The 15,737-nt window shown below is 62.7% G+C and carries 14 protein-coding genes; 3 read left to right on the forward strand and 11 right to left on the reverse strand.

Going from position 1 to position 15,737, the window contains the following annotated elements; translation table 11 throughout:
• Positions 1 to 91: 91 nt before the first annotated feature.
• The 6 genes from JZY06_RS06950 to JZY06_RS06975 all read right to left on the reverse strand — a co-directional run bounded on the left by JZY06_RS06950 (position 92) and on the right by JZY06_RS06975 (position 6,970).
• Positions 92 to 1,105: a diacylglycerol/lipid kinase family protein gene (locus JZY06_RS06950; RefSeq protein WP_207278831.1), complete on the reverse strand. Its 1,014-nt coding sequence runs from the start codon at positions 1,103 to 1,105 to the stop codon at positions 92 to 94.
• 803 nt (positions 1,106 to 1,908) lie between these two features.
• A complete protein-coding gene (locus tag JZY06_RS06955; protein WP_207278832.1) occupies positions 1,909 to 2,553 on the reverse strand; it encodes an ABC transporter ATP-binding protein in 645 nt (214 codons plus the stop codon).
• Positions 2,550 to 4,157 carry an ABC transporter permease gene (locus tag JZY06_RS06960; protein WP_207278833.1) on the reverse strand — a complete coding sequence of 536 codons (1,608 nt, stop codon included), beginning with the start codon at positions 4,155 to 4,157 and terminating at the stop codon, positions 2,550 to 2,552. Before JZY06_RS06960 ends, JZY06_RS06955 begins: the two co-directional genes overlap by 4 nt.
• A 156-nt stretch (positions 4,158 to 4,313) precedes the next feature.
• A complete protein-coding gene (locus JZY06_RS06965; protein WP_207278834.1) occupies positions 4,314 to 5,432 on the reverse strand; it encodes an extracellular solute-binding protein in 1,119 nt (372 codons plus the stop codon).
• 592 nt (positions 5,433 to 6,024) lie between these two features.
• Positions 6,025 to 6,720: a rhomboid family intramembrane serine protease gene (locus tag JZY06_RS06970; protein WP_207278835.1), complete on the reverse strand. Its 696-nt coding sequence runs from the start codon at positions 6,718 to 6,720 to the stop codon at positions 6,025 to 6,027.
• A gap of 61 nt (positions 6,721 to 6,781) precedes the next feature.
• Positions 6,782 to 6,970, reverse strand: coding sequence for a hypothetical protein (locus JZY06_RS06975; protein ID WP_207278836.1), 189 nt, complete (start codon positions 6,968 to 6,970; stop codon positions 6,782 to 6,784).
• Between the two features lie 262 nt (positions 6,971 to 7,232).
• Here JZY06_RS06975 and glpK point away from each other — a divergent pair, with 262 nt between their 5' ends.
• On the forward strand, positions 7,233 to 8,744 hold the full coding sequence (gene glpK / locus JZY06_RS06980; protein ID WP_207278837.1) for a glycerol kinase GlpK: 1,512 nt from the start codon (positions 7,233 to 7,235) through the stop codon (positions 8,742 to 8,744).
• 431 nt (positions 8,745 to 9,175) lie between these two features.
• Here glpK and JZY06_RS06985 read toward each other — a convergent pair whose 3' ends face one another.
• The gene (locus JZY06_RS06985; protein ID WP_207278838.1) at positions 9,176 to 9,700 is read right to left on the reverse strand and encodes a peptidylprolyl isomerase; all 525 of its coding nucleotides are present in this window, start codon (positions 9,698 to 9,700) and stop codon (positions 9,176 to 9,178) included.
• 529 nt (positions 9,701 to 10,229) lie between these two features.
• On the opposite strand from JZY06_RS06985, the gene JZY06_RS06990 reads away from it, so the two are divergent.
• Positions 10,230 to 11,474, forward strand: coding sequence for a hypothetical protein (locus tag JZY06_RS06990; RefSeq protein WP_207278839.1), 1,245 nt, complete (start codon positions 10,230 to 10,232; stop codon positions 11,472 to 11,474).
• Between the two features lie 203 nt (positions 11,475 to 11,677).
• Positions 11,678 to 11,986, forward strand: coding sequence for an antibiotic biosynthesis monooxygenase family protein (locus JZY06_RS06995; RefSeq protein ID WP_207278840.1), 309 nt, complete (start codon positions 11,678 to 11,680; stop codon positions 11,984 to 11,986).
• Positions 11,987 to 12,073: 87 nt separating this feature from the next.
• Here JZY06_RS06995 and JZY06_RS12280 read toward each other — a convergent pair whose 3' ends face one another.
• The 4 genes from JZY06_RS12280 to JZY06_RS07015 form a co-directional block, all read right to left on the reverse strand.
• Positions 12,074 to 12,691 (reverse strand): hypothetical protein, encoded by a 618-nt coding sequence (locus JZY06_RS12280; RefSeq protein ID WP_242516793.1) that lies wholly within the window; start codon positions 12,689 to 12,691, stop codon positions 12,074 to 12,076.
• 150 nt (positions 12,692 to 12,841) lie between these two features.
• Positions 12,842 to 13,501 carry an SDR family NAD(P)-dependent oxidoreductase gene (locus JZY06_RS07005; RefSeq protein ID WP_207278841.1) on the reverse strand — a complete coding sequence of 220 codons (660 nt, stop codon included), beginning with the start codon at positions 13,499 to 13,501 and terminating at the stop codon, positions 12,842 to 12,844.
• Between the two features lie 159 nt (positions 13,502 to 13,660).
• Positions 13,661 to 14,620 (reverse strand): universal stress protein, encoded by a 960-nt coding sequence (locus tag JZY06_RS07010; RefSeq protein ID WP_207278842.1) that lies wholly within the window; start codon positions 14,618 to 14,620, stop codon positions 13,661 to 13,663.
• Positions 14,621 to 14,886: 266 nt separating this feature from the next.
• On the reverse strand, positions 14,887 to 15,336 hold the full coding sequence (locus JZY06_RS07015) for a MarR family winged helix-turn-helix transcriptional regulator (RefSeq protein WP_207278843.1): 450 nt from the start codon (positions 15,334 to 15,336) through the stop codon (positions 14,887 to 14,889).
• Positions 15,337 to 15,737 lie beyond the last annotated feature (401 nt).

A 15,737-nucleotide genomic window follows, 5' to 3' on the forward strand; every position in this document is an offset into this window, starting at 1 on the left:
GAGGGAGCGTACCCGGTGGCCCAATGGTGCCACAGCCACGGGATATGTTCCGTCAGCACCCCTTGAGTCCAGGTGCAGTCCCCGGGGATTTTCAGGGCGCGGGAACGATATAGCGTCCGGCGGCTGACACCGCTTCAACCGTCAGCGGCATCGTCAGCATCGGCTCCCCGTCGCCGTAGACCGGGATGGTCATCTCCGGGCAGGTGATGCGTGCTTTGCGGCAGCGGTAGTTGGTGACGAAGGGAATGTTTTCGTGGTGCCCGGCAAGGAAATTCCGGTAGTGGCGGGCGTAGCGCAGCGGATGGACGTTCTCGCAGATCGTCAAATCCAGGCGGCCGTCTTTGACGTCGGCTTTCGGGCAGGCCAGGCGTCCGCCACCGTAGGAGCGGGTGTTGCCGAACGTCACGATCGAAATCCTGCGGTCCAGGGTCAGATTCCCGCTGTCGGGAATACGCCCGTCACGGGCCGCCGCCCGCTGCACCTGCCCGGGAGTGGAATAGGGCACCAGGCTGGTGTCCTCGAGCTCGATGGTGAAGCGGTGGATCGTCGGTTTCAACAGCTGCCTGACCGATGCCAGCGAGAATTTGTAGCGGCCGGATACCCGGTGGCCCAGGGACTCGGCCAATTGGGTGGCATACGCGTCGATACCACAGCCGAGCAACGTCCCGAACCACATCTGGTGGCCATTATCGTCGCTGACCAGGCCCAAATCGGTGGTGGTGACAAAACCGTCGGCAATACAGTCGGCGGCCTGCACCGGGTCGAAGGGAATGGAAAACTGGCGGGCCGTGTCATTGCCCGAGCCGGCCGGAATAATGCCGATCGGCATACCGGTTTCGGCGGTGATCTGCAGGACACTGTTGATCAGGCCGTCACCGCCGCAGACAATCACCGCCTCGAAGTTGTCGTCGGCCAGAGCCTGGCGCATCACCCGGGTATTGTCCTCCGGGGTGGAGGAGGTGAAGCTCACCGCGGTGACTCCCCGCCGCTCCAGTTGGGCGGTGGCCCGGGCGGCGGCATAGCAGGCCGAACCCGTGCCGGAGCGCGGATTGGTCAGCAGCGCGACAGTGCTGATTGATTCATGGCCGATGGGATAATCAGGCATGGCTGATGGATGCTCCTGACCGTTATTGTCTCCGCCTGTGATCCGTGCGCATGCGCGGGCAGAATGCGACTGCCCGTCACCGCCGCCGACAAGGGTGGCGGGGCCGTCAACAAGCAGTCTCACACTGCCCGAAGACAGGATCGCGGCAAAAGAAAAAAACGACTGGTGTTCTGGGAACTGCCCTAGACCGACACACCGTGGCCTTGCAACAAGGTGGTTGCCCGGTGCGTGTCGCACCTGCAGCAGTCACGTCACAGGGCCGTTCGGTGTCTTCCATGCCGGTGGTGGGCAGATGAGCGTTGTTACTTTACTTGGTTGTCACCGGACGACCGCGGTCGGTTCGCCTGATGCAAGCGCCCACATGTGGGACGGCCAACCGCTGCCGGTACCTTGGACACTACCAACAAAATGGCGCCCACAGGTAATCCCTAACCCCCCTTAAAAGAAAGGCGTTCACCATTTTGTTGGCCGTACCACCTGCACCGACGCCTCCCGGGCGGGTGACTGTGCCGAAACGACACTGTCCGATTGCGCCGGGTTGTAGCCCCCAACTGCAACTATCCTCCGGCAGGCGGGGGTTTCGTCACGGGGTGTGATGTCCGATACGGATGGGAGGATCTTTATTTTCCTTGGGTGAAACAATCCTTTACACCCCTTAGGGCGACGGGGGTATTTTTTGTTTTGGCAGCGTAAGAACCGTGTTTCCGCCGAACTGGTGAAAGAACGTCATATTTTCACCCCCGAGCTAAAAAAGCTCATCTGCAGCGGAAGGGATCTTAATTTGTCACCAAAACTAAGGGGTGTCAGGGCGCGGTCATACGAACCGTGTTCTCGGCCAGCACGGCCGCGTCCTCCTCGTCGTGGGTGACCAGCACACTGGTCACGCCGGCAGATACCAGCAGGGATTTGATTTCTTGGCGCACACTGGCCCGCAGGTTGGTGTCCAGATTGGAGAAAGGTTCATCCAACAGCAGCACCTCCGGATCGGGTGCCAGGGCGCGGGCCACCGCAATACGCTGCTGCTGCCCGCCGGAGAGCTGGTAGGGGTAGCGGGTGAGGTAGTCGGCCATCCCGACAAGCTCGAGGACCTGCCCGACCCTTTCCTTGACGCGGCTGCGGGGCATGCCGGTTAATCCGTAGGCGACGTTTTTTTCCACCGTCATATGGGGGAATAAAGCGTAGTCCTGGAAAATCATGCCGATGGCCCGGTGCTCGGGTTCAATGAAATGGCCGCGGTCGGCCAGCACTTTACCGCCCATGGTGATGGTGCCGGACACCGGTTTTTCCAGACCGGCGATCAACCGCAGAACCGTAGTTTTGGCGCAGCCGCTGGGGCCGAGCAGGGCGGTGCATTTGCCGGAGGGCACCACCACAGAAAAACCGTCCAGCTGCCGGGTGGCGGAACCGGGGTATGAAAAAACGATGTTGCTCAGTTCAATGGCGGTCATGGTGCCGGGTGTTCTTTCTTGTCTGTGGTGTTCCCGCGTGCCACAAGCAGCAGCACGGGAACAAACGCCAGCGCGATAATGAGCAGGCTGGCCAGGGAGGATTCGGGGATCTGCTCGTCGTTGGCGTACTGGAAGACGGTGGTGGACAACGTCGAGAAGTTGAAGGGCCGCAAAATCAGCACGATCGGCAGTTCTTTGACCATGTCGATAAACGCCAGCAGGAATGCGCCCGCCAGAGCGGTTTTCATCATCGGCAGATCCACCCGTGCCAGGGTGGCGGTCGGCCCGTGGCCCAGCATGCGGGAGGCTTCGGTGAAACGGGTGCCGATGCGTTCGAAACCGGATTCCATCGGCTGCATGGACACCGCCAGGTAGCGGATGAGGTAGGCCAGAACAATCAGCGACGGGGTCATCACCAACGGCAGCGGGGTCTTCTCGGACAGCCACACCATGATCGACAGAATCGATAGAGCGATCACCGTCGACGGGATTGAGTAGCCGATCACCGTGATCCGGGCCAGAGTCTTTGACAGCGGTGTCGGCCAGATGCGCTGGTGCTGGGCGACAATCAGGGCGCACAGGGTGGTCAACAGCGCTCCGGCCAGTGCCACCCCCAATGTCATGCCGAAGGCGGAGAAAATACCGGTGCGGCGGATATTGTCCCACGACAGAAACGCCCACCAGATCATCTGGGCCATGGGAATGACCAGAGCCACCGCAAAGGTGCCCCAGCACACCAGGGGAACCACGATCTTGCGCCATCCGGTGGGGGCAACCGGTGTCAGTGGTGTCACCCGGGCGGAGGCATAGGAGTGGGAGCGCCTGCCGCGCAGGGCTTTTTCCCCCATGCTCACCGCGGTGACGACCACCAGCAAAATCGCGGCCAGCTTCAAAGCGGCGGCAATATCGTTCAATCCCAGCCAGGATTTGAAAATGGCGGTGGTGAACACGTTCAGCCCGAAGTGGGAGACCACCCCGTAGTCGCTCAACACCTCAAAGGCCATCAGGGTGGAACCGGCGACCACCGCGTTGCGGGTCAGCGGCACAATGACCTTGAAATAGGTTCTGGTCCGGGACGCCCCCAGCATGCGGGAGGCTTCCACCAGCTGGCCGGCCTGCCGGTCGAGGAAGCCGCGCACCACCAGATAAATATAGGGGTAGAGAAATAACGTGAAGACAATGATCGCGCCCCGCATGTTCATCATGTCCAGAAAACCCGGCGGCGGGGTCCAGCCGACCCGGTTGCGCAAAAACACCTGGATCGGACCGGTGTAGCCGGTCATTGACGCATAGGTGTAGCCGCCGATGTAGGGCGGGATGGCCAAGGGCATGACCAGGGCGACTGCCAGGAATCTGCTGCCGGTAAACCGGTAGGCCGTCACGAACCAGGCCAACAGGCTGGCCAGGATGATCCCGCAGGTGACGCTGCCGATCGTCAGGATCGCGGTCTGGATGAGATAGTCGGCCAGAAGATACTTCTGGATGTGGCGCCAGGTGTCGTTGAGGGGACTGAACAGACCGGCCAGCACACCGATGATCGGTAATGCCATGACAGTGACCACGAGGATACTGCCTGTCAGCCAGCCGAGACGTGCTTTGACCATCTCGACGTCCTTTCCGGGGAAGGAAGAATGGTGTTGGGGTTAAAAGATCGTGCCGGGAAAAAGAGTGTGCCGGGTTCCTTGTTGTCGATCAACGAACCCGGCACACTCACATGTTGGTGGTCTTACCTCCGGCCGGCGCAGCCGAAGAAGACGCTGTTATTTCCAGCCAACCTGGTCGAAGATGAGGGTGGCCTCCGGCTTTTCCTCGCCGAAGGTGGCGAAGTCGAGATCCTGGATGGTGAATTCACCCCAGGATTTCTGCATCTCGGGCATGGGGGCAGCCGGGTTGAGCGGGAACTCGCCGTTGTTTTCGGCGATGAATTCCTGGACCTTCTCCGAGGAGAGGAACTCGAGGAACTTGATGGCGTTGTCCTGGTGCTCCGCACCCTTGAGCACGGCGGCGTAGGAGAGGTTGACGTGGGTCTTCTCCGGGAAGATCAGGCCGATCTTTTCGGCGACCTTGACTTCTTCCGGATCGGAGGACTTGGCCATGCGCACCAGGTAGTAGGAGTTCATGATTGCCAGATCGCCTTCACCGGCGACAACAGCCTTGGCCTGGTCGCGGTCGTTGCCCTTGGGCTCACGGGCGAAGTTGTCGACAACACCCTGTGCCCATTCGGTGGCCTTCTCTTTGCCCCACAGGGAGATGAAGCTCGACAGCAGAGCCTGGTTGTAGGAGTTGGAGGAAGAACGGGCCAGAACCTTGCCGTTCCATTCCGGCTTGGTCAGGTCTTCGTAGGACTTGATCAGCGACGGGTCGGTGCGGTCCTTGTCGTAGGCGATGACGCGGGCACGGGACACAATGCCCATCCAGTTCTCGCCACGGTAATTGTCGGGAATGTTCTTCTCGATGGTCGGGGAAGTCGACTTGGTGATCGCGTCAGCATCAACCAACTGGGCAATTGACTCGGCGCCGACAGTCAGGAACACGTCGGCCTGGGCGTCGCCGGCCTCACGGGAGATGCGCTCGATCAGTTCACCGGACTTGCCTTCAACAAGATCAATCTTGATGCCGGTTTCCTTCTCGAACATCTCGTAGACCTCTTTGTCGGTGTCATAGTGACGTGACGAGTAGACCTTCAAAACGTCGCTGGAGGCTTTGTCGGTGGCTTCCTTTGCTTCTGAAGTAGCTTCCTTTGCTTCTGAAGCGGCTTCCTTGGCGGTGGAAATTGCTTCATCGGCTTTGTCGGAAACGGTGTCGTCGGAATTCGAGCAGGCGACTGCTCCGGATGCTACGAGAGCGGCGGCAAGACTGGTAGCCAAAATGCGGCGCATAAATACTCCTAAAGTATGAGGACGTCAAAACGCGGTAAGTGTAGCAATAAAACTCAGCCTTCCCTAAAGCCGATAGCATATTTCCTGTTCGATACCCCTTAGATTTCAGCTCTGTTGTTCTGCCTGGCCACCCCCGGTGGAGCACCCGGTTATCATCAGGTTGTGGATAACTTTGTGCACCGGCTGTGAGCGACACGCCGGACTTGTGGAGTAAGTAAAACCACTGGCCAAAGTAGCAAAATCTGCTAACTCTCATCTTCTTCTTGAGGCTTACCCCCATGTAATTATCCACATTGTCCACAGCCATTGTGGATAACTGGGCCGGTTGTGCACAGCCTGATATGGAGAGCCATGGGGAGTGAAAAAGAGCATTATTGTGCGTTGTGACACATAAAAAAGCTGTCGCTGATTGGGGGTGTTTGGCCCAAAATTTGGTTTGAATTACATATCCGCCGCACAGTGGGGGCTGCGGCGGTGCCGGAAGGGGGAAAAGGCCGCCACCCCGGCAGACTGTGCTGGCCGGGGTGGCGGGAAGAAAAAGCGTTTCCGGGGGCCGGGCAATGCGCTGCGGCGTGGCCGGGTGTGGTTTGTCCTAGATCACGGCCCACACGCCGGGGGCGGTGGTTGCAACCCGTGCGATAACGGCCGCGCAGGAAAGCACAATGGCGGCCCAGGTGACAAGTCTGGTCTGGTTTTTGCCGGCCCCCAGGGCGATGGGTACCGCGATCACTGCCCCGGTGATCAGCCCGCCGATGTGCCCCCAGATCGATATGCCGGGAACAATGAAGGTAAATCCCAGGTTGACCGCTATCAGTATCACCAGCGAGCGGGTGTTGACGGCGGTCCTGACCGACAGCCCCAAAGCGATGGCCAGCAGGGCGTACAGTGCGCCGGAAGCACCAACGGTGGCGCTGGTGGGGGATGCCCACACCGTCACCGCCGACGAGCCGATGCCGCCGGCGAAAAACATGGCCGTGAAAAGCCGGGAGCCGATGATGTTTTCCAGTTCCTGGCCGAGTACGAAGATCATCAGCCCGTTGAGCAGAAGATGGGTCACACCCTGGTGGAGGAACATCGCGCCCACTGCCCGCGCCGGCCCGAACCAGCTGTCGCCCATGGCCGGCAGATACAACGTCCAGTGGTCCGCAATCCAGCTGGCGGTCAAATTACCGTTCAGGGAGCGGGATTCGACGGCGGTGAGCACAAACACGGCGGCCATCGCCGCCAGCAGGGCAACGGTGGCCGGGGCCTTGTGGGTGAGTTGTGAGCGGAAAAAAGAAGTGGACATTGAAAAAACCGGCGGGCCTTTCAACAGGTCAGTGGGTGGCGGGCTGATGGTCTGGGGGAGATTATTGCACCGGCCGGTCGCCGAGGATGCCCACGGGCGGGGTGGGATGCATCAGGATGGCCGGGGCACGCCGGGACAAAGATCCCTTCCCGGCAATCTCCCATACTTTCACGGCTGTGTCCCCGTCGACGAGCACCCGGGTCAAAAGCCCGCCGGTCAGGGCGGCGGGCAATCGCTGTGGAAACGACATCGGAGCCGGAACACCTGTCGCATCAGGCACCGGACAGTGGCGGTGGCGGCTGGCCGGAGATCGAATCTGTGCCGGATGCATGCACCGGGGTGGTCGGACCGGCGGTGGCGGCACCGGTCGAAGCGCATCAGCCACGATCGCTTGCCCGTGGTGCGGTAATTTCGGTTCTACCGCCTCATTTCCGGCACCGGCGTGCCGGTGCCGGCGGGCAGGGCCCGACGAGATTTTTTACCCAACCACTGCAAGGAACCGGTGAGACACCATGAGCGCATCCGAGAGCTACATTCTCGCCCTGGATCAGGGAACCACTTCCTCCCGGGCGATTGTCTTCGACCACGACGGGATGATCGTCGCCTCCGCGCAGCATGAATTCACCCAGCACTTCCCGCAGCCGGGATGGGTGGAACATGATGCGCGGGAAATCTGGTCCACCCAATCCGGTGTCGCCCAGGAAGCCATCACCCGGGCGAATGTGAAAGCCCGCGACATTGCCGCCATCGGGATCACCAACCAGCGGGAAACAACAGTGGTGTGGGACCGGGAGACCGGGGCACCGGTGTGCCGGGCCATTGTGTGGCAGGACCGGCGGACCGCCGGTATCTGTGACCGCCTGCGGCAGGCCGGCCGGCTGGAGCTTATCCGGGCGAAAACCGGGTTGATGCTGGATGCGTATTTCTCCGGAACGAAACTGATGTGGATACTCGACAATGTCGACGGCGCCCGAAAGGCGGCCCGGGCCGGCCGGCTGGCCTTCGGCACCATCGATTCGTGGCTGATCTGGAATCTGACCGGCGGCCGGTGCCATGTCACCGACGCCACCAACGCCAGCCGCACCCTGCTCTACAACATTCACACCGGCGACTGGGATGATGAGCTGCTGGAGATTTTCGGTGTACCCCGCGCGATGCTGCCGGAAGTCCATGACAGCTCCCAGCTCTACGGCACCACCGCCGACGGACTGTTCGGCAGCCAGATACCCATCGCCGGTATCGCCGGGGACCAGCAGGCCGCCACCTTCGGCCAGGCCTGCATCTACCCGGGCATGGCGAAAAACACCTACGGCACGGGCTGTTTCATGCTGCTCAACACCGGCACCGAGGCTGTGCCCTCCAACAACAAACTGTTGACCACCGTGGCCTGCCGCTACGGCGGGCGCACCACCTATGCCCTGGAAGGATCGGTGTTCATCGGCGGGGCGGTGGTGCAGTGGCTGCGCGACGGCTTGGGCATTATCCGCTCGGCGAAAGAGGTCGAACAACTCGCCGCAACAGTCGACGACTCCGGTGGACTGTACCTGGTTCCGGCTTTCACCGGTCTGGGCGCCCCCTACTGGGATCCGCATGCCCGCGGCACCATGGTGGGGATCACCCGCGGCACCACCGCCGGGCACATCGCCCGCGCCGCCCTGGAATCGATTGTGTTCCAATCCGCGGAACTGCTCGAGGCGATGCAGAAAGACGCCGGATTCAAGCTGAAACAACTGCGTGTCGACGGCGGGGCCTCCACCAACGATCTGCTCATGCAGTTCCAGGCCGATATTCTCGGCGTGACCGTGCAACGGCCGACAGTCACCGAAACAACCGCCCTGGGGGCCGCTTACCTGGCGGGTCTGGCCGTCGGCTACTGGGACAGCCCCGACGACCTGGCGAACACCTGGACGGTGGACAAAGAATTCATCCCCTCCATGCCGGAAGAACAACGCCTCCGCCGACTGGCCGGCTGGCGCAAGGCCGTCAGCCGCAGCCTGAACTGGGACAGCGGCGACAGCCAGTAGATACCGGCAGAAGCGGTCACCGCCGGGGCAGAAAGTTTCCGCCCCTTCAGCGGCTTTTCCCACCAGCGCACTGCCTTCCGTGCGCGCCGGGCCGCCCCTACGCGGAGGACCCGCTGCCGCATCCGGGTGAACAACGGGTCATGCCGCCCAAAAGCACCTGTGCCTGCCCGTGGTGGCGGGAGCGGGAAAAAATGTGTGCCGCACCGGCTGCGGCACAGACCACCGGACCGATGCGGGGCCACCGAACCGGTGGCCCCGTTGTCTGCCGGGCGGTTCCCCGGCTAGCTGCCGGGGACGGCGCCATGGCGCATTCAGATATCTGTTGTGTCTGGGCGTGTTGCCGGGGCCATGTGTGGTGGCGTTTGCGGAAACAAAAAAGAAAAAGCAGGCTGCCAGCCGGCAGCCTGCCGTGACGATCCCCCCAAAAAAACTTACTGGGTGATCTCGATGGATTCGATGACGACCGGATCGACCGGGCGGTCCGCGCGGTCAGTGGCGGTTGTCGCGATCTCGTCGACCACTTTCTGCGAGGCTTCGTCAGTCACTTCACCGAAGATGGTGTGCCTGTTGTTCAGGTGCGGGGTCTTGGTGACGGTGATGAAGAACTGGGAACCGTTGGTGTTCGGGCCGGCGTTGGCCATGGCCAAAAGGTAGGGCTTGCTGAAGGACAGCTCCGGGTGGAACTCGTCACCGAACTGGTAGCCCGGTCCGCCGTAGCCTTTGCCCGTCGGGTCGCCACCCTGGATCATGAAGCCCTCGATCACGCGGTGGAAGATGGCACCGTCGTAGAACGGTCCGGAAGTGGTTCCTGCGGCGTTCGGGGCGTTGTAGTCCTTGGTTCCCTGCGCCAGGCCGATGAAGTTGGCCACGGTCTCGGGGGCATGGTTGCCGAACAGCTCGATGGCGATGTCCCCACGGTTGGTGTGGATGATCGCTGTAGCGGTCTTGTCAGTCATGGCCACAACTCTAGTGGACCGGCCCGGTCCATGCACGGCGGTGCCGCTTTGACATGCGCGTGGCGCAGCCCCGGTCACTGGTTTCCACCCCCGGGGCTGTTGCCGCCAGGGCCAGTAAACACTGATCCGGCCAGCACAACCGGTACCTATGGCCGGGTCCCGCCGGTTACCGGCCGGTGGCGCAAAAATGCAGGTGAAAGCAGGCGTGACCGGAAAGCCGGGGGCGTGGGCGCCACGGAGTGAAGCAACTTTTTCCCCACCCCCCACGGGGTTGCCGGGCACATGGGTGGCGGCAGGGTGACTGGCCGTTTCACGCGCCCCTGCCCGACAGGCGGGTTTTGCCGGTTGCGACTACTGTGGATGGGCAGGTGAACCATCCCGGCGCATAGGTGTGCCACACCCGCTGTGCCGGTGATGGTCAAGAAAAAAACAACAAACAGGTGGCATCGTTTTTCCGGGTGCTTTTTCGGTGCCGTTGGGGCCGACCAGAAGCATCCGGGACAACAACCCACAACTCGAGGAGACACCTTTGAATCCCACCACCATCCGCATGGCGCTGAAGATGGGGCGCAAGGCGCTGGAAACCGTCAAGGACCGCCGCGATGAAAAAGCCGGCGAAATCTACGACGAGATTGACCAGCTGAGGAAAAAAGCCGCCGGCAAGCGCGCCGAGCTGAGTGACGAATCCTCCAGGCTTTTTGAGGCTGCCGGGGAGAAAGCCGACTCGGTTGGCGCCACGGCCGGCGAGCTGAGTTCACGGGGAAAGAAAAAAGCGGCGAAAGCCGGGCGCAAAGCCGCCAAAAAAGCGGCCAAGAACCGTAAAAAGTGCTGCGGCTGCCTGAAACGGAAAGCCGCGCGCGCGGCCAAGGCCGCCCGCACCAGTTCTGTTGCGGCTGCCGCCGGTGCGGCCGCCGCGAAAGCCGGTGACATTGATGCCGCACAGATCAGCGGTGCTGTCTCCGCGGCGGAAGACAAACTCGGTGCAGCAGCCGCCAAAGCCAAGGGCCGGGCGGCGAAGAAAGCGTCCGCATCGCTGCCATCCGCCGGTTCATCCACGTCCGGCGGAGTGGGGAAGTTCATCTCCATTCTGGCGGTGTTCATCGGTATCGGTGTCACCGCCTGGTGGTGGGTGACCCGCAAGGAAGCCAAAGACACCCCCAGCGTTCCGCCGCGGGTGCAGGACCATGCCGCCGAGCCGTCCACCACTGGTCCCGGTGCCACCGACCGGATGAAAGACGTGACCACCGGTGCCGCATCCGCTGCGTCCGACAAAGCCGAGGATCTGCGCGACAAAGCCCGGGGACTGGTCGACGATCTGAAAGCCGGCGCCGCCGATTTTGTTGACGATGCGGCCGATAAAGCCGGCGAAGTGGCTGACAAGGCCGATGAGGTTGCCGATAAAGCCGCCGACAAGGCCGATGAGGTTGCCGACAAAGCCGCCGACAAGGCTGACGAAGTCGCCGACAAGGCCGATGAGGTTGCCGACAAAGCCGCCGACAAGGCTGACGGTGATGACGGGGAACTCGAGGTGAACATCGTCACCGACGAGGAGATCGCCCCCGCCGCCTCCACCCCGCTGTATGCAGCCACCGAAGAAGCCACCGATGTTGATCCGGCCGCCGATTCACTGTTGGAAGACACCGGCAAGGATCCGGATTCCAATATCCAGGATGATGCCCACGACATCATCCGCGAATGGGTTGACGACAACACCCGCTCATCCCGCAACGGACAGACTGACGGCCCCCGCCACTTGAAGCCGGAGGACAAGTAAAAATATCCCGGCCACCGGTTGGGCGGGCAGGAACTGCCCGCCGGTGGTATCCGGGTGTATCTTTTTGCGGCAACCCCCTTATTGTTCACGCCCGCCTTCGGGCAAGCGTGGGAGATGAGGGGGTTTATTGTGTGTCTGCCGTGGTGGTGCACGGGGGTGGGGGAGTGCAGTGGTGCGGCCGCATGTGCCCTACCCTGGGCGGCATGAGTGTCGTCAAAATCAATGCCATCACCGTCGAAGAGGGCGCCGGCCCACTGCTGGAAGAGCGTTTCGCCGCCCGCGCGCACCTGGTTGAATCCTGCCCCGGTTTCGAGGGCTTCCGGCTGCTGCGGCCGGTCAGCGGCGATGACCGCTACTTTGTGGTCACCCAGTGGGCTGATGAGAAATCCTTCGCCCAGTGGCGTGACGGGGCGGCCCGCACAGCGCACTCCCCGACGGGCAAGAAAGCCGCCGTCAAGGCTGAACTGCTCGAATTCGACGTTGTGGTGGAATCGTTGCCCGCAGACAACTAGCCATCTGACGGCTGGTGCGTTTTCCCGCTTCCCCCACCCACCCGGTGTTCCCGGCGGGGAAAAGGGCACTGTTTCACCGGTGGCGGCTCAAGGCTGCGGGAATGTGTGGTGGCCGACGATGGCCATCGCCCCGACACCGGTGGCCCACAGCAGGGTGAAGGGGATCAGCAGCCAGATAATGCCCAGCCACGGCTGCCAGTAGCGGTCCTGTGCCCACTGCCGCCAGGTGATGCCGCAGGCGATAATCAGCCCGCCGAAAGAAATCACGCCCGGCAGCACGGGGAAGATGATTTCGTAGGTTCTGGTGCAAATCCAGTTCGAATGGCCCGAGTCACAGATCGGGCCGCCCTGCGACCGGGAGATCAACGCGATAATCAGCCCGGTGGTCAAGGTGAGAAGCGGAATCATGACCGCGAAAACAATGGCGTTGCGCACGCTTTTGCGGTTGTCCTCCAGTCGCAGCAGCGGATCCATTTCCAAATCCAGTCTGCTCAGCCGCTTCTGCGGGCGGTCAAGGTGCGGATCGATGCCCGGCCGACCGGTGGTGGGGCCGGTGGGCTGAGTCGGTGTTGCCGCATCCTGTTGTTTGCCGTGAAGCCGGGATTCCCCGTCGTCGGTGAACCCGTCACGACCTCGCTGGCTGTCCGGGGAGGATTCATCCCGGGGGTCATCGCCGGGACGATGCTTGGGGAAAGGCTCATCCATGGTTGCTGGTTTTTCCGGTCCTGGGGGTTGGATGGGGGTTGCGTTCGTGCTGCTGCACGGCCGGGTGTGCACCCTGCCGATGACCCCAGGCTACCTGTTGCTGACCGGCCGTGGGGGTGGTGTGCCGCCCGCGTCCGGCGGCGGGACCGGTTAGCGTCCGCTGCGCCGCAGCATCACTGATGAGGGTTCGATCTCCGGGGGTGCGTCCAGCAGGCGGGCCACCACCCGGGCGACAGCCTCCGGCTGCATGTAGTCGTCCGGCTCGTAGAGCATCGAGCTTTTCGCCAGGACGGTGCGCCGCTGCTGGGTGTCGATCTTGTCGGCGAAAATTTCGGTGGCGACAATGCCGGGTTCCTCCTGCCGCAGGCAGGCCAGCCAGGCTTTGGCCGCCGCTTTGGAGGCACAGTAGGGCGCCCACTCGGCTTCCGGGGTCAGCGCGATCAGTGAATTGATGTAGATGACATGTCCGGCGGCCTGCCGTAACGCGGGAAGACACTGGTTGGTCAGCTGCGCCGGGCCGATCAGGTGCAGCGCCATGGCTTCCTGCCAGTCGTCGATGAAGGCGTCTTCACAGCGGGTCTGGGTGGCGGTGCCCGCACAGTGGATCAACGCGTGGATGTGTTTGCGGTGGGGCAGATGCTCGAATTCGGGGGCACCGGAAGTGAAGTCCGCTTTCCACCAGATGGCGTCTTTTTCCGCTCCCGGCTGGTTGTGGTACTGGGCCAGCACCTCCCAGCCGCGTTCGACAAGAAGGGAGGTGACTTCCGATCCGAGGCCGCCACTGGCGCCGGTCACAATTGCTGTAGGCATGACTGTTCGGTGTGTCCCGGTCCTTTCTGCTTGTCTGTCATTGTCGGTGGCGCATCCGGGTGTGCCGCAACCATTCGGGCTGTGACCGCCGGGCAGACCACGTCCGATCACTTTGAGTGTATTCGTCCGCCCGTCGGCTGTGCCAGAGAAATTGTTTTTCTAGGCGCCGCCGGCCGGAAGCACCAGCACCGGGACGGGGGAGGTTTTGAGGATTTCACTGGCCACGGAACCGATGAACACCCGCTCGAATGCGCCGGTGGGGGTGGATCCGACCACCAACAGGTCGCCTTTTTTCCACGACACGCTTTCCAGGGCGCCGCTGAAGCCGTGGCCCGCCCCGATGCCGGTGGTGCACTGGATGCCGGGGGCGGTGTCGAAAACAGTGTCGGACAGCCGGTCGAGGAAAGCCAGGGTGTGTTCCCGCCATCCGTGACTGATGGCATCCTGCAGCTGTGGGGGAACATCGCCCTCGGTGGGGCCGGTCAATCCCTGCGGGGTGACCGCGATGATCCGCAGCGGCAGCCGGGCGGCTTGGGCGATGGCGGTGGCGCGGGAGAGGGTTTCGGGATCGAATTCCTCCGGGGAGGTCACCGCCAGAGTCAGCCGGGTGACGCCTTTTTTCGACAGTTTCGCTTTCCGCGGGACCAGGCCCAGTGCCGCGGGCGAGGTGTGCAGCAGCGCATCGGCTGTGGTGGAGGCGCTGAACCGGCCCTTTTTGGCGGAGCCTTCCGGCCCCAGAAGAATCAGATCCGCCCGGAATTCGGTGGCTTCCTGGGTGATCAGCGGTGCTGCGGCCGGTCCGTCGCAAAACACCACCGGCGTGTGGTTGAGGCATCCGGCCGATACCCCGGCCCGCCGCAGCGCGGCCAGCACCCGCCCTTTGGCTTTGGCTGCCTCACCGTCCCGCCACGAGTCGTAGCTGCCCTGCAGTTTGGCTGCCGCCAGGCTCGGCCAGGGGCGGGCGAAGGCCACCGCCACCCGGATGTCGGTGTCGGTGGTGCGGGCGATCCAGGCGGCCCCGGTGTAGGCGGCGTCGCTGTGGTCGCCGGGCGGACAGGCCACCAGCACCCGCAGTCGGCGGGCGGGGGATGCGGGCGGATGGTCGGTGGAGGCGTTCATGGCTGCCACTTATGTTAGGCAGCTTTTCCGGCCCCGGTGGCCGAACAGTCGGCCAAACCACCGTTGTGTTAACCAGGACACACCCACCGGGAGGGGCGGCGGATGACACCGCCGGGCGGACAGTGGTTTTCCATCCCCCAAAATTACCCCTTTACAGGGGGTGGAATTCTGTGGCGGGGTTCCGCCGGCGGTCGGGAAGGGTTGACAAAAAGGCCCGTGACCGATCACGGGCCTTCACATGCCGGAAAAAGGGGGTCAAGCCGCCGTTATTCCGGTTCCGCGCCGATACCGTAGCGGTCAGCCAGAATTTCCACCAGCGGAGCCAGTTTCGCGACCTGGTCGAGTTCCTCCGGCTCCCAGTAGGCGAACAGCTGCCCCAGGTAGCGGGTGCGTTCTTCGCCGACCCGGGCCAGTTCCGCGCGGCCGAACTTCGTCAGCTGCACACGCACCCCACGCCGGTCGGAAGTATCACGGATGCGTTCCACCAGACCACGGTGTTCCAGCTGGTGCAAAGCGTTGGAGGCGGTCGGCATGCGGATACCCTCCTGGCGGGCAACCTCACTGATGCGGGAAGCCCCGTGCTCTTCCAGACGGGTGAGAATGGTGATCTGCGGCCCCGTGAGATCGGATTGCTCAGCCATGCGGAAGTACGTGACGTACAACTTCGTCAAGGCTGGCCGGATCTTGGCTGCAAGATCCTCGGGATCGGCGGTCATAGCTTCTATCTAACGTCAGAATCGGCGGTCGGCGCAACTGGTCACGGTTGGGTCAACCGGAAAAAACATGCGCCGCATCCGGTGGGCGAACACGGTATGTCAGGCGCCGGCTGACGGGGTGAAAATACCTGCACCACAGCACGCTGGTGCGGGTGGTTTTGTCTAGGACACCATAATCTAGTACAACCGGCGGCGGGTACCGGTAAACCCCCGTGCCCATTCCCGCGGGTGGGCTGATTGCCCCCACCGCCGCACCCGGTGCATGGCTGCGGGGCACCAGCCGGTGACACCATCCCGGAATGAGTTGTGTCCTGGGAAAACCCGTGTTTTCCCGCTGCCGTCTCTGTCGGGGTGCCGGCCGACGGTACCTGTGGGTTGTCCGGTCACCCCCGGCTGCCGGT

The sequence above is a fragment of the Corynebacterium mendelii genome (assembly GCF_017307055.1).
Lineage (GTDB): Bacteria > Actinomycetota > Actinomycetes > Mycobacteriales > Mycobacteriaceae > Corynebacterium > Corynebacterium mendelii.

Coding starts and splice junctions, on each gene's coding strand:
- JZY06_RS06950 (WP_207278831.1), bottom strand. CDS start 1,105: ATGCCTGATTATCCCATCGGCCATGAATCAATCAGCACTGTCGCGCTG.
- JZY06_RS07010 (WP_207278842.1), bottom strand. CDS start 14,620: ATGAACGCCTCCACCGACCATCCGCCCGCATCCCCCGCCCGCCGACTG.
- JZY06_RS06965 (WP_207278834.1), bottom strand. CDS start 5,432: ATGCGCCGCATTTTGGCTACCAGTCTTGCCGCCGCTCTCGTAGCATCC.
- JZY06_RS06975 (WP_207278836.1), bottom strand. CDS start 6,970: ATGTCGTTTCCACAGCGATTGCCCGCCGCCCTGACCGGCGGGCTTTTG.
- JZY06_RS06955 (WP_207278832.1), bottom strand. CDS start 2,553: ATGACCGCCATTGAACTGAGCAACATCGTTTTTTCATACCCCGGTTCC.
- JZY06_RS07015 (WP_207278843.1), bottom strand. CDS start 15,336: ATGACCGCCGATCCCGAGGATCTTGCAGCCAAGATCCGGCCAGCCTTG.
- glpK (WP_207278837.1), top strand. CDS start 7,233: ATGAGCGCATCCGAGAGCTACATTCTCGCCCTGGATCAGGGAACCACT.
- JZY06_RS06960 (WP_207278833.1), bottom strand. CDS start 4,157: ATGGTCAAAGCACGTCTCGGCTGGCTGACAGGCAGTATCCTCGTGGTC.
- JZY06_RS06970 (WP_207278835.1), bottom strand. CDS start 6,720: ATGTCCACTTCTTTTTTCCGCTCACAACTCACCCACAAGGCCCCGGCC.
- JZY06_RS07005 (WP_207278841.1), bottom strand. CDS start 13,501: ATGCCTACAGCAATTGTGACCGGCGCCAGTGGCGGCCTCGGATCGGAA.
- JZY06_RS06995 (WP_207278840.1), top strand. CDS start 11,678: ATGAGTGTCGTCAAAATCAATGCCATCACCGTCGAAGAGGGCGCCGGC.
- JZY06_RS06985 (WP_207278838.1), bottom strand. CDS start 9,700: ATGACTGACAAGACCGCTACAGCGATCATCCACACCAACCGTGGGGAC.
- JZY06_RS12280 (WP_242516793.1), bottom strand. CDS start 12,691: ATGGATGAGCCTTTCCCCAAGCATCGTCCCGGCGATGACCCCCGGGAT.